At 73.4% G+C, this 13,864-nt stretch carries 14 protein-coding genes; 7 read left to right on the top strand and 7 right to left on the bottom strand.

What is annotated here, in order from left to right:
• Positions 1-470 (bottom strand): DivIVA domain-containing protein (locus ACW0Q9_RS08930; protein ID WP_456179600.1); only part of this gene is annotated, 470 nt, incomplete at its 3' end.
• A gap of 118 nt (positions 471-588) precedes the next feature.
• Here ACW0Q9_RS08930 and folP point away from each other — a divergent pair.
• A complete protein-coding gene (gene folP / locus ACW0Q9_RS08925) occupies positions 589-1,458 on the top strand; it encodes a dihydropteroate synthase (protein ID WP_456179599.1) in 870 nt (289 codons plus the stop codon).
• A gap of 5 nt (positions 1,459-1,463) precedes the next feature.
• Here folP and ndhC read toward each other — a convergent pair whose 3' ends face one another.
• A complete protein-coding gene (gene ndhC, locus ACW0Q9_RS08920; protein WP_091314599.1) occupies positions 1,464-1,841 on the bottom strand; it encodes an NADH-quinone oxidoreductase subunit A in 378 nt (125 codons plus the stop codon).
• 129 nt (positions 1,842-1,970) lie between these two features.
• Here ndhC and ACW0Q9_RS08915 point away from each other — a divergent pair, with 129 nt between their 5' ends.
• The 3 genes from ACW0Q9_RS08915 to ACW0Q9_RS08905 all read left to right on the top strand — a co-directional run bounded on the left by ACW0Q9_RS08915 (position 1,971) and on the right by ACW0Q9_RS08905 (position 6,575).
• Positions 1,971-3,413, top strand: a complete 1,443-nt coding sequence (locus ACW0Q9_RS08915; RefSeq protein ID WP_456179598.1) for a hypothetical protein — start codon at positions 1,971-1,973, stop codon at positions 3,411-3,413.
• A 287-nt stretch (positions 3,414-3,700) separates the two neighbouring features.
• The gene (locus ACW0Q9_RS08910) at positions 3,701-5,548 is read left to right on the top strand and encodes a 2-oxoacid:acceptor oxidoreductase subunit alpha (protein ID WP_091314606.1); all 1,848 of its coding nucleotides are present in this window, start codon (positions 3,701-3,703) and stop codon (positions 5,546-5,548) included.
• Positions 5,541-6,575 (top strand): 2-oxoacid:ferredoxin oxidoreductase subunit beta, encoded by a 1,035-nt coding sequence (locus ACW0Q9_RS08905; RefSeq protein WP_456179597.1) that lies wholly within the window; start codon positions 5,541-5,543, stop codon positions 6,573-6,575. Before ACW0Q9_RS08910 ends, ACW0Q9_RS08905 begins: the two co-directional genes overlap by 8 nt.
• A gap of 64 nt (positions 6,576-6,639) precedes the next feature.
• Here ACW0Q9_RS08905 and ACW0Q9_RS08900 read toward each other — a convergent pair whose 3' ends face one another.
• On the bottom strand, positions 6,640-7,287 hold the full coding sequence (locus ACW0Q9_RS08900; protein ID WP_456179596.1) for an FMN-dependent NADH-azoreductase: 648 nt from the start codon (positions 7,285-7,287) through the stop codon (positions 6,640-6,642).
• A gap of 84 nt (positions 7,288-7,371) precedes the next feature.
• Between ACW0Q9_RS08900 and ACW0Q9_RS08895 the strand changes: the two genes are divergently transcribed.
• Positions 7,372-7,857 carry a MarR family winged helix-turn-helix transcriptional regulator gene (locus ACW0Q9_RS08895; protein ID WP_456179595.1) on the top strand — a complete coding sequence of 162 codons (486 nt, stop codon included), beginning with the start codon at positions 7,372-7,374 and terminating at the stop codon, positions 7,855-7,857.
• A gap of 31 nt (positions 7,858-7,888) precedes the next feature.
• On the opposite strand, the gene ACW0Q9_RS08890 is transcribed toward ACW0Q9_RS08895, so the two are convergent.
• Positions 7,889-8,902, bottom strand: a complete 1,014-nt coding sequence (locus tag ACW0Q9_RS08890) for a potassium channel family protein (RefSeq protein ID WP_456179594.1) — start codon at positions 8,900-8,902, stop codon at positions 7,889-7,891.
• A 162-nt stretch (positions 8,903-9,064) separates the two neighbouring features.
• Between ACW0Q9_RS08890 and ACW0Q9_RS08885 the strand changes: the two genes are divergently transcribed.
• Together ACW0Q9_RS08885 and ACW0Q9_RS08880 are read left to right on the top strand one after the other, a co-directional pair.
• Entirely contained in the window at positions 9,065-9,637 is a 573-nt protein-coding gene (locus ACW0Q9_RS08885; protein WP_456179593.1) for a helix-turn-helix domain-containing protein, read from the top strand.
• Between the two features lie 137 nt (positions 9,638-9,774).
• Entirely contained in the window at positions 9,775-10,368 is a 594-nt protein-coding gene (locus tag ACW0Q9_RS08880) for an ATP-dependent Clp protease proteolytic subunit (protein ID WP_456179592.1), read from the top strand.
• Between the two features lie 67 nt (positions 10,369-10,435).
• Here the strand turns inward: ACW0Q9_RS08880 and ACW0Q9_RS08875 are convergent, their stop codons facing one another.
• The 3 genes from ACW0Q9_RS08875 to ACW0Q9_RS08865 all read right to left on the bottom strand — a co-directional run bounded on the left by ACW0Q9_RS08875 (position 10,436) and on the right by ACW0Q9_RS08865 (position 13,814).
• Entirely contained in the window at positions 10,436-11,314 is an 879-nt protein-coding gene (locus ACW0Q9_RS08875) for a trypsin-like serine protease (protein WP_456179591.1), read from the bottom strand.
• A 255-nt stretch (positions 11,315-11,569) separates the two neighbouring features.
• A complete protein-coding gene (locus ACW0Q9_RS08870) occupies positions 11,570-13,363 on the bottom strand; it encodes an adenylyl cyclase (RefSeq protein ID WP_456179590.1) in 1,794 nt (597 codons plus the stop codon).
• A gap of 94 nt (positions 13,364-13,457) precedes the next feature.
• Entirely contained in the window at positions 13,458-13,814 is a 357-nt protein-coding gene (locus tag ACW0Q9_RS08865) for a winged helix-turn-helix transcriptional regulator (RefSeq protein ID WP_456179589.1), read from the bottom strand.
• Positions 13,815-13,864: the final 50 nt, after the last annotated feature.

Genomic DNA, 13,864 nt, shown 5'->3' with positions numbered 1-13,864 from the left:
GACGGGCCGGCGGACGGCAGCGTGGCCACGTCCTCGACGGCGGCGGCCGCCGGGGCCTCCGCCACACCGGCCTCCGCGGTGAACGGCTCGGCGGCCGCCGAGCCGCCGGCCGCCGCGGCCTCCGCGCGGGCCCGGCGCAGCGCGTCGGCCTCCTCGATCCGGCCTTCGCGGAGCGCGGTGTTCTCGGCCTCCAGCACGCCGATCAGCTCGGTCTTGTAGCCGATGTCGTAGGCGGCCCGGCGCATCGCCGCGTCGACCTGGGCCATCCGGTAGCCGCGCAGCGCGGTGTCGAAGCGCACCTCGGCGACGTCCGACTCGTCCAGCGGGCGGCTGCCCGGCAGGGGCACGGCCCGCCCGTCCGGCTCGGCCGGCACCAGGCCCGGATCCCGCCCGGAGACCAGCACCGTCACACCGAACACCACCGCCGCGACGATCAGCGCGACGACCAAGAGGAGCAGAACCTCACCCATGGGGAGATCGTGGCATGCGGGCGGGGATCGGGCGAGCCCTCCGCCGCCTCCGATCGGAATCGCCGGACCGGATAGCGTCGGGGGCGACCGGCGGTGGATCGGCGACGAGGAGGCGGGCATGACCGGGGCGCTGCGGCTCGGCGGGCGGACCTTCTCCCCCGGCGAGCTGGTGGTGATGGCGATCGTCAACCGCACGCCGGACTCGTTCTTCGACAGGGGCGCCACCTTCGCCCAGGACAGCGCGCTGCGCGCGGTCGAGCGGGCGGTGACCGAGGGCGCGGAGATCATCGACATCGGCGGGGTGAAGGCCGGGCCGGGCGACGAGGTCGACGTGACCGAGGAGATCCGGCGCACGGTGGACACCATCGCCGCGGTCCGGGCCGCCTTCCCGGACGTGGTCATCTCGATCGACACCTGGCGCGCCGAGGTGGCGGTGGAGGCCGTGGCGGCCGGTGCCGACCTGCTCAACGACACCTGGTCGGGGGCGGATCCCGCACTGGCCCGGGTCGCCGCGGCGACCGGCGCCGGACTGGTCTGCTCACACGCCGGGGGGCTCGCACCGCGGACCCGGCCGCACCGGGCCGCGTTCGACGACGTGGTGGCCGACGTGGTCGCCACGGTCACCGGCCTCGCCGAGCGCGCGGCCGGCCTCGGCGTACGCCGGGACGGGATCCTGATCGACCCGGCGCACGACTTCGGCAAGAACACCCGGCACTCGTTGGAGATCACCCGGCGGCTGGGCGAGCTGACCGACACCGGCTGGCCGCTGCTGGTGGCCCTGTCGAACAAGGACTTCATCGGCGAGACGCTGGACCTGCCGGTGCCCGACCGGCTGGAGGGCACGCTGGCGGCCACCGCCGTCTCGGCCTGGCTCGGCGCCCGGGTGTTCCGCGCCCACCAGGTCCGCGAGACCCGCCGGGTGCTGGACATGGTGGCCTCGATCCGGGGGGACCGGCCGCCGGCCCTGACCCGGCGCGGGCTGGCCTGAGCGGGTCAGGCCCAGCGGAGGATGTTCCGGCGCCAGGCGTAGAGGATGCCGAGCGCCACCACGGCGACGAAGACGCCCATCTCCACCACGGTGGTCACGCCGAACCCGGGCCGGTCGAAGATCAGCGCCCAGGGGAAGAGGAAGACCGCCTCGACGGCGAAGAGCACGTACAGGTAGGCGTAGACGTAGTAGCGGATCTGCATCTGCGCCCAGTCGCCGCCGACCGGGTCGAGACCGCACTCGTAAGTGGCCCGCTTGCCCCAGGGATCGGCCGGACGGCCAGGACGTAACACCCGATTGGCTGAGAACGCCGTAACGAAGAAGAGCACGGCGGCAAGAAGCAGGAGACCGAGCGTGGCGTACGACCCGAGGTAACCGGTCACGACCGGGAGCCTACCGGTCCGGCCGTCGGGGCACCCCGAACACGTTACGGATTCGTTTCCTTGTGGGACTAGTGCTCGAAGGCAACTGTTGCCAAATAATGAGACCTCACTGAGCGTCACGGAGGACAGATGGCCCGCCCCCGCGTACGGCCTGCTCGGCGCGCCGCGCTCCGAGGCACTTCCGCGCTGCTCGTGCCCGCGCTGGTCGCCGGCATCGCGGCGGCCGTCGCGGTGGCGCCGGCGTGGGCGACCGCCTCGCCGACCGTGACCGGGGTGGCCCGGGTGACCGATCCGGGGGACCCGGACGACCCGGGCGGCGAGCCCGGCACGGACCCCACCGAGCCGACCCCCACCGTGGAACCCACGACGGCGGAGCCGGTGCCCACCACCCCGCCGCCGACCGAGGAGGCCCCGCCGACCACCACGCCGCCGGCGCCGACCACCACCGCGCCGGCGCCCACGACCACGGCGCCCGAACCGGTGCCCACGACCACCGCGCCGACCACCACCGCGCCGGCTCCCCCGCCGGTCGTGCCGCCGCCCGCCGGGCCGCCGCCGGGCCAGCCGGTTCCGCCGGCCGGCAGCCCGCTCGGCGTGCGGGTCAGCACGGAGGACGTCGTGCTGCCGCCCGCCTACTGGAACGCGGACAGCACGGTGACCACGTTGCGGGTCACGGTGACCAACACCGGTGGCCGGACGGAGCTGATCCGCCTCGGCTACACCCTGCCGGCCGGGCTGACCGACGCCGGCACCCCCGGCTGCGCGTCCGCCGGCGGCGGCAGCCACCGCTGCGGCGAGTGGACCGCCGCCCCGGGGGCCCGGTTCCGCGCCTCGATCCGGGTCCGGGTCGCCGGCACCGCCTGGCGGTCCATGCCGCTGAGCGGGTCGGTCCAGGTCAGCGCCACCGCGCCGGGGGTGGCCGGCGCGGCCGCCGACGACGAGGGCTTCGCCGTCCTCTTCCCGCCCGGGCCGCCGGTGCCCGGCATCTCGCTCCGCGCCGACGAGCTGCTGTTCGACATCAGCGGCGCGCCCAGCACCCTGACCGTCCGTCTCGGCAACACCGGCAGGGTGGACGCCGCCGGCCGGGTCGACGTGGTCCTCCCCGCGGGGGTGACCGTCACCGGCCCGCCGGCCGGCTGCGCCCCGGCCGCCCCGGACCGGACCCGGTGCGAGCTGGGCAACGTCCCGGCCGGCCGGACCGTCACCCTGAGCCTGCCGGTGACCGCCACGGCCGAGGCCCAGCGCCGGGCCCCGCTGGCCGGGGCGGTGGTCGGGCGGCTGGACCCGCGCAGCGGGCGGGACCGCCAGGTGCAGATGAGCTTCCGGATCAACGCGGCGGCCGCGCTGGCCACCCCGGCGGTCGGGGCGCCGACCCCGACCGGCTCCCAGGGTGTGGTGGCCGCCGCCGGGCGGACCACCGACGACGACAACTCGGTGCACCTGACGGCGGTCAGCCTGATCGGGGTCTCCGGGCTGCTGGTGGTGCTCGCGCTGGCCCTGGCCACCACGTCGTTGCGCCGCCGCATGGGTGCCGCGGCGACGGATCCGGTCGCCCGCCCCGTCGAGGAATGAGTCACGGAGGCGTCGGGCCGGTTGCGGTGATCTGAATTACGGGCTGCGGTACTAAACGCCGCAAAGCCGGGCATACACCGGCCCGATCAGGTCCCATACGTCGGACCTCCACCAAGGTTGCCCTAACGGACCGACGTAGGCTCTGACGTGAGAAATGAAGCGGGCCGCGCCACCGACGGACGGCCGGCGGCAGCAGCGCGTCTAGGAGGGCACGTGGCCGGGCAAGGCGGGGTCACCATCACGTCCGGCCGCCCCTGCGGCGGCGCTCAGCGAAGCGAGGTGCGGGCGTGACCAAGCAGATCCGTCAACTGGACCGGGTGGTCATCCGGTTCGCCGGTGACTCCGGCGACGGCATGCAGCTCACCGGTGATCGGTTCACCTCGGAAACGGCGCAGCTGGGCAACGACATCTCCACGTTGCCCAACTTCCCGGCGGAGATCCGCGCCCCCGCCGGCACCCTGCCGGGCGTGTCGAGCTTCCAGGTGCACTTCGCCGACTACGACATCCTCACCCCCGGCGACGCGCCGAACGTGCTGGTGGCGATGAACCCGGCCGCGCTCAAGGCCAACCTCACCGACCTGCCGCGCGGGGCGGACATCATCGTCAACACCGACGAGTTCACCCGGCGCAACCTGGCCAAGGTGGGCTACGCGACGAGCCCGCTCGAGGACGACTCACTCGCCGGCTACGTGGTGCACCCGGTCGCGCTGACCTCGATGACGATCGGCGCGCTGGCCGAGCACGAGGTGTCCAAGAAGGACGCCGAGCGGGCCAAGAACATGTTCGCGCTCGGCCTGCTGAGCTGGATGTACTCGCGCCCGTACGAGTCGACGCTGCGGTTCCTGGAGCGCAAGTTCGCCGCCCGCCCCGAGCTGGTCGCGGCGAACGTGGCGGCATTCCGGGCCGGCTGGAACTTCGGCGAGACCACCGAGGACTTCTCCGTCCGCTACGAGGTCAAGCCGGCGAAGATGCTGCCGGGCACCTACCGGAACATCACCGGCAACGCGGCCCTGTCGCTGGGCCTGGTGGCCGCCGGGGTCCGCTCCGGGCTGCCGGTCTTCCTCGGCGCGTACCCGATCACCCCGGCCTCGGACATCCTGCACGAGCTGAGCAAGCACAAGAAGTTCGGCGTGGTCACCATGCAGGCCGAGGACGAGATCGCCGCGGTCGGCGCGGCGCTGGGCGCCTCGTACGGCGGCTCGCTCGGCATCACCACCACCAGCGGCCCGGGCGTGGCGCTGAAGAGCGAGACCATCTCGCTGGCCGTGGCACTGGAGCTGCCGCTGGTCATCGTCGACGTGCAGCGGGCCGGGCCGTCCACCGGCATGCCGACCAAGACCGAGCAGGCCGACCTGAACATGGCGCTCTACGGCCGGCACGGCGAGGCCCCGGTCGCGGTGATCGCGCCGAAGTCGCCGGCCGACTGCTTCCACGCGGCGCTGGAGGCGGCGCGGATCGCGCTGACCTACCGCACCCCGGTGCTCCTGCTCTCCGACAACTACGTGGCCAACGGCTCCGAGCCGTGGCTGCTGCCGGACGTGGAGAGCCTGCCCGACCTGCGGGTCGAGTTCGCCACCCGGCCCAACGGCGAGGACGGCACCACCTTCCTCCCCTACCTGCGGGATCCGGAGACGCTGGCCCGGCCGTGGGCCATCCCGGGCACCCCGGGCCTGGAACACCGGATCGGCGGCCTGGAGAAGGCCGACAAGACCGGCGACATCTCGTACGACCCCGCGAACCACGACTTCATGGTGCGCACCCGGGCGGCCCGGATCGAGACCATCCCGGTGCCGGACGTCGAGGTGGAGGACCCGGACGGCGACGCCCGGGTGCTGGTGCTCGGCTGGGGCTCGACCTACGGCCCGATCGGCGCCGCCTGCCGGGGCCTGCGGCAGCGCGGGCTCTCCATCGCCCAGGCGCACCTGCGCCACCTGGCCCCGATGCCGGCCAACCTCGGCGAGGTGCTGCGCGCGTACGACCGGGTGGTCATCCCCGAGATGAACCTCGGCCAGCTCGCCCACGTGATCCGGGCGAAGTACCTGGTCGACGCGATCGGCTACAACCAGGTCCGCGGCCTGCCGTTCACGGCCGCCGAGCTGGAGACGATGCTGGAAGAGGTCCTGAAGAATGTCTGAGCCCGTCGCCCTCAAGCTCACCGCCAAGGATTTCAAGTCCGACCAGGAGGTGCGCTGGTGCCCCGGCTGCGGCGACTACGCCATCCTGGCGGCCGTCCAGGGGTTCATGCCGGAGCTGAACATCCCCCGGGAGAACGTCGTCTTCGTCTCGGGCATCGGCTGCTCGTCCCGCTTCCCGTACTACATGAACACCTACGGGATGCACTCGATCCACGGCCGCGCCCCGGCGATCGCCACGGGCCTGTCGGTCACCCGGCCGGACCTGTCGGTCTGGGTGGTCACCGGTGACGGCGACGCCCTCTCGATCGGCGGCAACCACCTGATCCACGCGCTGCGCCGCAACGTCAACCTCAAGATCCTGCTGTTCAACAACCGGATCTACGGCCTGACCAAGGGGCAGTACTCGCCGACCTCCGAGATCGGCAAGGTCACCAAGTCGACGCCGGTGGGCTCGGCGGACGCTCCGTTCAACCCGCTGTCGCTGGCGCTCGGCGCGGAGGCCACCTTCGTGGCCCGGACCATCGACTCGGACCGCAAGCACCTCCAGTCGGTGCTGCGGGCCGCCGCCGAGCACCAGGGCTCCGCGTTCGTGGAGATCTACCAGAACTGCAACATCTTCAACGACGGGGCGTTCGACACGCTGAAGGAGCCGGCCACCCGGGACGAGTTCCTGATCCGGCTGGAGCACGGGCAGCCGATCACCTTCGGCAAGGACGGCCAGTTCTGCGTGGTGCACCCGCCGGGCGGCTTCGGGCTGGAGGTCCGGGAGACCGCGGGCACGCCGGTGGACGAGATCGTCGTGCACGACGCCACGGTCGCCGACCCGGCGTACGCCTTCGCGCTGTCCCGGCTGCCCGGGCTGGACCTGCGGAACACCCCGATCGGCGTGTTCCGCTCGGTGGCCCGCTCGTCGTACGACACCGTGGTGCAGGAGCAGGTCGCCGCGGCGAAGGCCGGCGTCGACCAGACCCCCGAGCAGCAGCTCGCGGGGCTGCTCTCCGCCGGCGACACCTGGACGATCCTCTGATCCGTCCCTGACGACGACGAAGGGCGGGCCGTTCCCGGGGAACGGCCCGCCCTTTCTCGTCCGGTCAGGCCGCGGCCGAGGCCGGCACCCACAGCTCGTCGATGGCCCGCTCGGCCGACGCGAGGCTCTGCTCGTGCAGCGGGATCAGCTCGGCCATGGCCGGGTTGACCGGGGCCAGGGTCAGCTCGGCCGAGATGAAGCGCGGCTCCAGGCCGGTCATCGAGAGGCCGTGCGGGAGCCAGGGCTCGGCGTGGTCCCAGCCCTCGCGCGGGGTGCCCGGGCCGTAGCCGCCGCCCCGGCTGCCGAGCACGATGAACTCGCGACCCCCGAGCAGGCCGGCCCCGGTGGCCGGGTCGAACGCGATGCCGGGCGCGATGAGGTGGTCGACCCAGGTCTTGACGCTGCTCGGCGCGCCGTAGTTGTAGAGCGGGAGACCGAGCAGGATCGTGTCGGCCCGCTTGACCTCGTCCACCAGCCGCTCGCTGAGCTGCCAGGACGCGCGCTGCGCCGGGGTGTGCTGCTCCGCCGGCACCATCCGCGCCAGGCCTCCGGCCTCGTCCAGGTGCGGCAGCGGCTCCCGGCCGAGATCCCGGTAGGTGACCGTGCCACCCGGGTGGGCGGCACGCCACGCGTCCGCGGCGCGGGCGGTCAAGCGCCGGCTGACCGAGTGCTCGCCCCGGATGCTGGAGTCGATGTACAACAGGTGTGCCATTTGGCTAACCCTCCACAGATCGTTTGTGTAGCGCCAACCATTTATAGCAGGCTGATGTTCCACGCCCTGCGTAAACTGGGTCACATGCCAGCCCTACCGGTCGAGGAGTCGGAGCAGCACCGCTCCGGGCCGCTGCTCGACCACCTGGCCCGGCGGATGCGGTTGCGGTCGGAGTCGGTGCTGGCCCCGCTCGGCCTGCGCCCGCGGCACCTGGTCGCGCTCACCGTGCTGCGCGACTCGGGCGGCAGCAGCCAGCAGGGGCTGGCCAGCACGCTGCAGATCGACGGCACCAACGTGGTCGGCCTGCTCAACGACCTGGAGGCGGAGGGCCTGGTCGAGCGCCGACGGTCACCCGAGGACCGGCGCCGCCACGTGGTGAGCCTCACGGCGGCGGGCGCGAAGCGCCTCCGCGAGGCCGAGTGCGCCCTCGCCGTCGCCGAGGAGGAGGTGCTCGGCGCGCTGGAGCCGGCCGAGCGGGACACGCTCTACGAACTGCTCCGGCGGGCGACCAGCGGCCGCCCGGTGAGCTGCGTCGAGGCGTCCGGGGACGAAGCGCCCCCCACCTGCTGAGCGCCGAGGCGGCGGGCGGCCCGGCGGAAGGTCAGACCGTCGCCGCGGACTGGGGCCGGTCGTCCCGCACGTGGACCAGCATGTCGCCGGTCTCGATCACCGCGCCGGCCTTGTCGTTCAGCGTGACCACCTTGCCCCGGCGGACCAGGGCGATGACCAGCGACTCCAGCTCCCGGGGCGACCGGCCGACCTCGCTGCGCTCGGCGGAGCGCATGGCCAGCGCCATGCCCTGGCCGGGGGTGAGCAGGTCCTCCACCACGTCGATCAGCGGCGGGGCGGAGGTGGAGAGGCCGAGCAGCCGGCCGGCCGTCGCCGAGGAGACGATCACGTGGTGCGCCCCGCTCTGCTTGAGCAGCGGCGCGTTCTCCGCCTCCCGGACCGCCGCGATGATCCGTACCTGGCCGGCGGTGAGCTGCCGGACGGTCAGCGCCACCAGCACCGACGCGTCGTCGCTGTCGGTCGCGATGATGACCGCCTTGGCGGTGCGGACGTGCGCCTCCTCCAGCACGGAGGAGCGGGTCGCCGAGCCCTCGATGGCGACCAGCCCGGCCGAGGTGGCCTGCCGCAGCGCGGCGCCGTTCCGCTCGACCACCACGATCTTGGACTTGTCCAGACCGTTCTCCAGCAGCGCGGAGACGGCGCTGCGGCCCTTCGTGCCGTAGCCGCAGATGATGACGTGGTCCTTCACGATTCTCCTCCACCGCGCCAGGCGACGGCCGGTCCGGTACTGCTCGGTCAGGACTTCCAGGGTGGTGCCGACCAGGATGATCAGGAAGAGCACCCGGGCGGGGGTGACGAACAGGACGTTGACCAGGCGCGCCGAGGAGGCGGCCGGGGTGATGTCGCCGTAGCCCGTGGTGGAGAGCGAGACCACCGCGTAGTAGAAGCAGTCGAGGAGGGTGAGGCCGTCCTCGTTCACGTCGCGGTAGCCGTCGCGGTCGATCCACACCGCCGCCACCACGGCGAGGACCAGGCCCAGGGCGGCGAGCAGGCGCAGACTCAGCGCGCTCAGCGGCCCCCGCCGTTGCGCGGGAAAATGGATCACCGTCGGCCCTGCTCCGCCACCGTCGCCTGCACGCCCACAACATAGCGGGTACGCGGGCTTCCGGCCTGCCGGGGCGAGGTCCCGGCCCGGCCGGGCCGGTCCCCGTCGCCGGGACGGGGCATGATGGGGACGTCAGGGGACGACGACCGCGAGGAGGCCCGCATGTCGTTGCTGCGACGGGTGATCGGCGGTGTGCTCCGCCGGGTACGCCTGCGCCAGGGCCGCACCCTGCGCGAGGTGGCGCTGGCGGCCGGCGTCTCCCTGCCCTACCTCTCCGAGGTGGAGCGCGGCCGCAAGGAGGCGTCCTCCGAGGTGCTGGCGGCGATCTGCCGGGCCCTCGGGATCCACCTCTCCGACCTGCTGGAGGAGGCCCGCGACGAGCTGCGCCGGGTCGAGCGGCGGGCACCGGTCTCCGCCGGGGTCACGCTGGCCCGCCTGGACCGGGTGCCGGCCACCCGGAGCGGGCCGCACCTGCGGGTCGGCGGGCCGCGGCTGCACGCCACCCGGCGGCCCGTCGCACCGACCCCGCTGCTCGGCGGGTCGCTGCGGCTGCCGGGCAGCGCGCCCGCACCGGTCGGCCCCGACCTCGGGTACGCCTCCCCGACCGCGTTCGGCACCGGCACCCGGATCTGGCTGATCCCCTCCGCGCCGGCCGCCCGCCACCGTCCGCGTACCTCCGTGACGCTGGCCCGGCGGCGGGCCCGGGCCGGCCGGCGGCGACTGGCCGCCGCCTAGGGCCGGCCGGTTCTGCCCACGGCGGATCTGCCCCGGGCAGAAACCCTGGGCCGCGGGGTGCCGCCCGCCGGAGGCTGGAGACCGCCGGTTGCCGGGCGGCCCCTCGCCCACCGGCGGGCACGGAGGGTGGTCAGGTCATGGGATACGGCATCTGGATGCTGGACGAGGGACAGCCGACCCTCGGCGACCGGGTCTTCGAGCGGCTGCTCAAGGAACGGATCATCTTCCTCGGCACCGAGGTCACCGACGCCTCGGCCAACCAGATCTGCGCGCAGATCCTGCTGCTGGCCGCCGAGGACCCGGAGCGGGACATCTTCCTCTACATCAACTCGCCCGGCGGCTCGGTCAGCGCCGGCATGGCCGTCTACGACACGATGCGGTACGTGAAGAACGACGTGGCCACGCTGGCCCTCGGGATGGCCGGGTCGATGGGGCAGTTCCTGCTCTGCGCCGGCGCGGCCGGGAAGCGGTTCGCCCTGCCACACTCGCGGGTGATGATGCACCAGCCGTCCGGCGGGATGGGCGGCACGGCCGCCGACATCACGATCCAGGCGGAGAACATGCTGCACGTGAAGCGGACCATGCAGGAGCTGATCGCCCGGCACAGCGGGCACACGCTGGACGAGATCCAGCGCGACTGGGACCGGGACCGCTGGTTCACCGCCGAGCAGGCCCGCGAGTACGGCCTGATCGACCAGGTGATCACCCGCGCCGAGCAGCTGCCCGCCTGAGCGGGACGGCCGACGGACGGGGGCGGCCGGCGGGGGTGCTCCCGCCGGCCGCCGGTCGTGCGTCAGCTCAGGGCAGGTCGACGAACTCGTCGAGGAAGTCCCGCGCGGTCGGCGCGTCCAGCCGGTACGCCACGTTGGTCGCGTAGCAGGGGCCGTCGCCGGTGATGGTGGTGGCGGCCAGCACCCGCTGCCCGTCCAGGGTGACGAAGTTCGGGCCGCCGGAGTCGCCGTAGCAGGCGCCGCCGTAGCCGCGGCTCTCGTTCATGGCCAGCCGCACCCAGGTCTTGTTCAGGGCGTCGAAGCCGACCTCGGCCTTGTTGCGGACGCCGCCGCCGGGGTGGGTCTGCCCGCCCGGCCCGCGGGCGGCCTCCTCGGTGCCGTAGCCGGCGACCACCCAGGTCGCGGCGTCCAGCGCGCGGGAGCCCAGCGCGTCGAGCTGGCCGGCGGCGGGCAGCGTCGCCGGGGTGAACGACCACCGCTGCGCCAGCTCGGCGGCCTGGCCGTCGGAGAACTCGATGACCGCGATGTCGTGCGCGTCGGCGGAGTTGCCGGGGTAGTCCGGGCTGGTGTGCCCGGTGCCCTCGACGCCGACCGCGGCGGCGGTCTGCGCCGGGGTCAGCCCCGCGGCCTTGGCCGCGTCGAGCGCGCCCTGCACGTCCTGGGCCAGCGAGACGTAGAAGCGCACGCCGGGCGACCAGTCGGTGGTGCAGTGCGCGGCGGTGAGGAAGGTGTTCCGGTCGACCATGGTGCCGGAGCAGTACCAGTCGATGGTCTCCGAGACACCGTCGCCGTCGCGGTCCCAGAGGGCCAGCATGGCGCCGACCTCGGTGCGCTCCGGCGCGGGCTGGGCGTTGTAGGTGTTGATGGCCGATGCCGGCGCGGCGCCGGCCAGGACCGCCGCGACCGTCGCGGTGGTCAGGGAGGCGAGAAGTGCGGAACGACGCAAAGGGTCCTCCGGTGCGGGATCTGGTGGCGGGACCACGGCGGCGGCCGGTGCCGGACGCGCCCCCTCGATCGCGTCCGTCACCCCCTCACGGGTGGCCGCGATGCCGCCGGTCCTCGATGTACGCGAGCCTATGACCGGGAATCCCACCGCGCACGGGGTGACGGGTGCAGCGCGTTCCGGCGAATTCTTGTTACATCGTCGGGTCCGCGCCCCGGCCGGCCGTGGACGCGGCCGGCCGGGGTCCTGATCGGCGGATCAGGGGTAGCTGACCACCGGGCTGGTGCCGTACGAGCCGACGACCGGGGTGCCGGCCTCGTTGATGGTGCGCTCGATGCCGCCGCTGCCGTCCAGGAAGACGGTGATCGCGTCGTGGAACCGCACGCCCGCCCGGCGCGGCGCCTCGATGCCGCGGTCGCAGCGGATGTCCACCTTCTGGTTGAAGTACGAGTAGACGCCCAGCCCCCACGCCTCGTGCTCGCGCACGTGGTCGGCGACCTTGTAGGACGCCCAGCCGTTGCCGGTCGGGCTGCGCCAGGCCGCCTGGCTCGGCGGGTCGTAGGGAAGCTCGCTCTGGTAGAAGACCGTCCGGCCGCGCTCGCCGTTCCAGATGGTCTGCCAGCGCTGGTAGTGCTCGACGAAGAGCCCGTACGCGGTCACGTCGTCGCCGTTGACCACCACCCCGGTGTCGGCGGTGTTGACGGTCCAGCCGATGGTGCCGGGCCGGCCGTGGTCGCCGCGCCAGGCCCAGATGTTGTCGATCAGGGTGTGCCGGCTGTTCACCACCAGGCTGGTGACCGCCCGGCCCGCGTACGGGCCGCCGATGCGGAAGAAGACGTCCTGGAGCGAGATCGGGTTCGCCGCGTGCGACCGGTGGCTGTGCCGCTTGCCGACCTCGACGAGCACCTCCGACTCGACCGGCCCGGCGTCGACCAGCACTCCGGCGATCCGGACGCCGTCCACGTCCTCGATCCGCAGGGCGGCGTCGCCGGTGGTCGGGGCGAGGCTGGGCATGCCGAGGCCGAGCACGATCGTGTCCGCGTGCTTGACCCGCAGCGCCCGCTCCAGGTGGTAGACGCCCGGGGTGAGCAGCAGGTGCCGCCCCCGGGAGAGTTCCTGGTTGATCCGCCTGGCGGAGTCCGTGGGCTTGGCGATGAAGAAGTCGGACAGCGGCAGCGAGGGCACCGGCGGGGCACCGGCGCCCCAGGTGGTGCCGGCGGTGTCGCGGCGCAGCCGGGGCACCGCCACCCGCCAGCATCCCGCGCCGTCCACGAACAGGTAGGGCTTCTCCCGGGTCACCGGGCTGGTCGCCAGGGTGGTGTACGGCGGGTTGGGGAAGCCCTGGGCGGGCGCGCCGACGACGCCGGCGAAGACCTGGTTCCAGACCCCGTTGGTCCAGTCGCCGCCGAGTTCGCTGTCCCGGGTCAGCCACTGCTGCTGGGAGCCGTTGATGGTGATGCCGTCCACCTTGGAGTCGGCGATGTAGCCGCCGCTGGAGAAGCCTCCGTTGCCGGGCTCCAGCCAGAGGATGCCCTTGATGTGCACCCGGCGCATCGGGGACGCCTGGGAGACGGCCCACTGGTTCGACCAGTCGGTGGGGCTGACGGCGAGGTTCTCCGCCGAGCGCCAGAAGTTGGTCAGCGCGGAGATGCCGGCGTCGGAGCCCGGGTCGGGCTGGCCGATCACCCGCACCGCGCCGTGGATCTCCACGTCGTCGGGGTGCGCGCCGAGGCCGGCCACGGTCGTGTAGTAGCCGAGCCGGGCGTTCACCTCGTACCGGCCGGGCTTGAACAGCACGGCGTAGCGGTCGAAGCCCATCTCGTTGTGCTCCTGCGCGGCGAAGATCCGGTCCAGGTTGGACTGGATCTCCTCGACCGGGGTGGCCGGGTCGTACACGAAGACGTTGGGGCCGAAGTCGGGCTCGGCCGCGGCGTCCTCGCCGGCCGGGGACGCGGCGGCGGGCCCGGCCGGGAGCCCGAGGGCGGTGACCGACGCCGCGGAGGCGGCGGTGACGGCCAGGAAGCGGCGGCGGGAAGGGTCGAGTGGTCTCATCTGCCTGCCTGTTCGGTGGTGGGTACGGGAGAGCGCTCTCTGCGCGTTCCTACCGCATCGACACCGATCCCGCCAGACTCGGCCGGTTCCGGAACTAGCCCCGGGCGTCGTAGCGCGTCCGGGCCGCCTCCACCTCGGCCAGGTGGGTGGTGGCCCAGGCCTCCAGGCCGGCGACCAGATCCAGCAGGCTGCGGCCGAGGTCGGTGAGCGCGTAGTCGACCCGGGGCGGCACGCTGGCGTGCACGGTGCGGGTGACGATGCCGTCCCGCTCCAGGCCGCGCAGGGTCTGGGTGAGCATCTTCTGGCTGATCCCGTCGACCCGCTCGGCCAGCTCGCCGTAGCGCTTGTCGCCGTCGGCCAGGGTGAGCACCACCAGCACGCTCCAGCGGTCGCCGATGCGGTCGAGGACCTTGCGGCTGCCGCAGTTCCTGTTGAACGGATCCGCCTGCACGTGACCACTCTCTTTCAGTGCGTACCGAACTTGAAGGTGCCTACTCTCCA

The sequence above is a fragment of the Micromonospora sp. I033 genome (genome assembly GCF_053890995.1).
The sequence above is the reverse complement of the archived record's forward strand: the minus strand, read 5'-3'. Positions and strand labels throughout refer to the sequence as shown.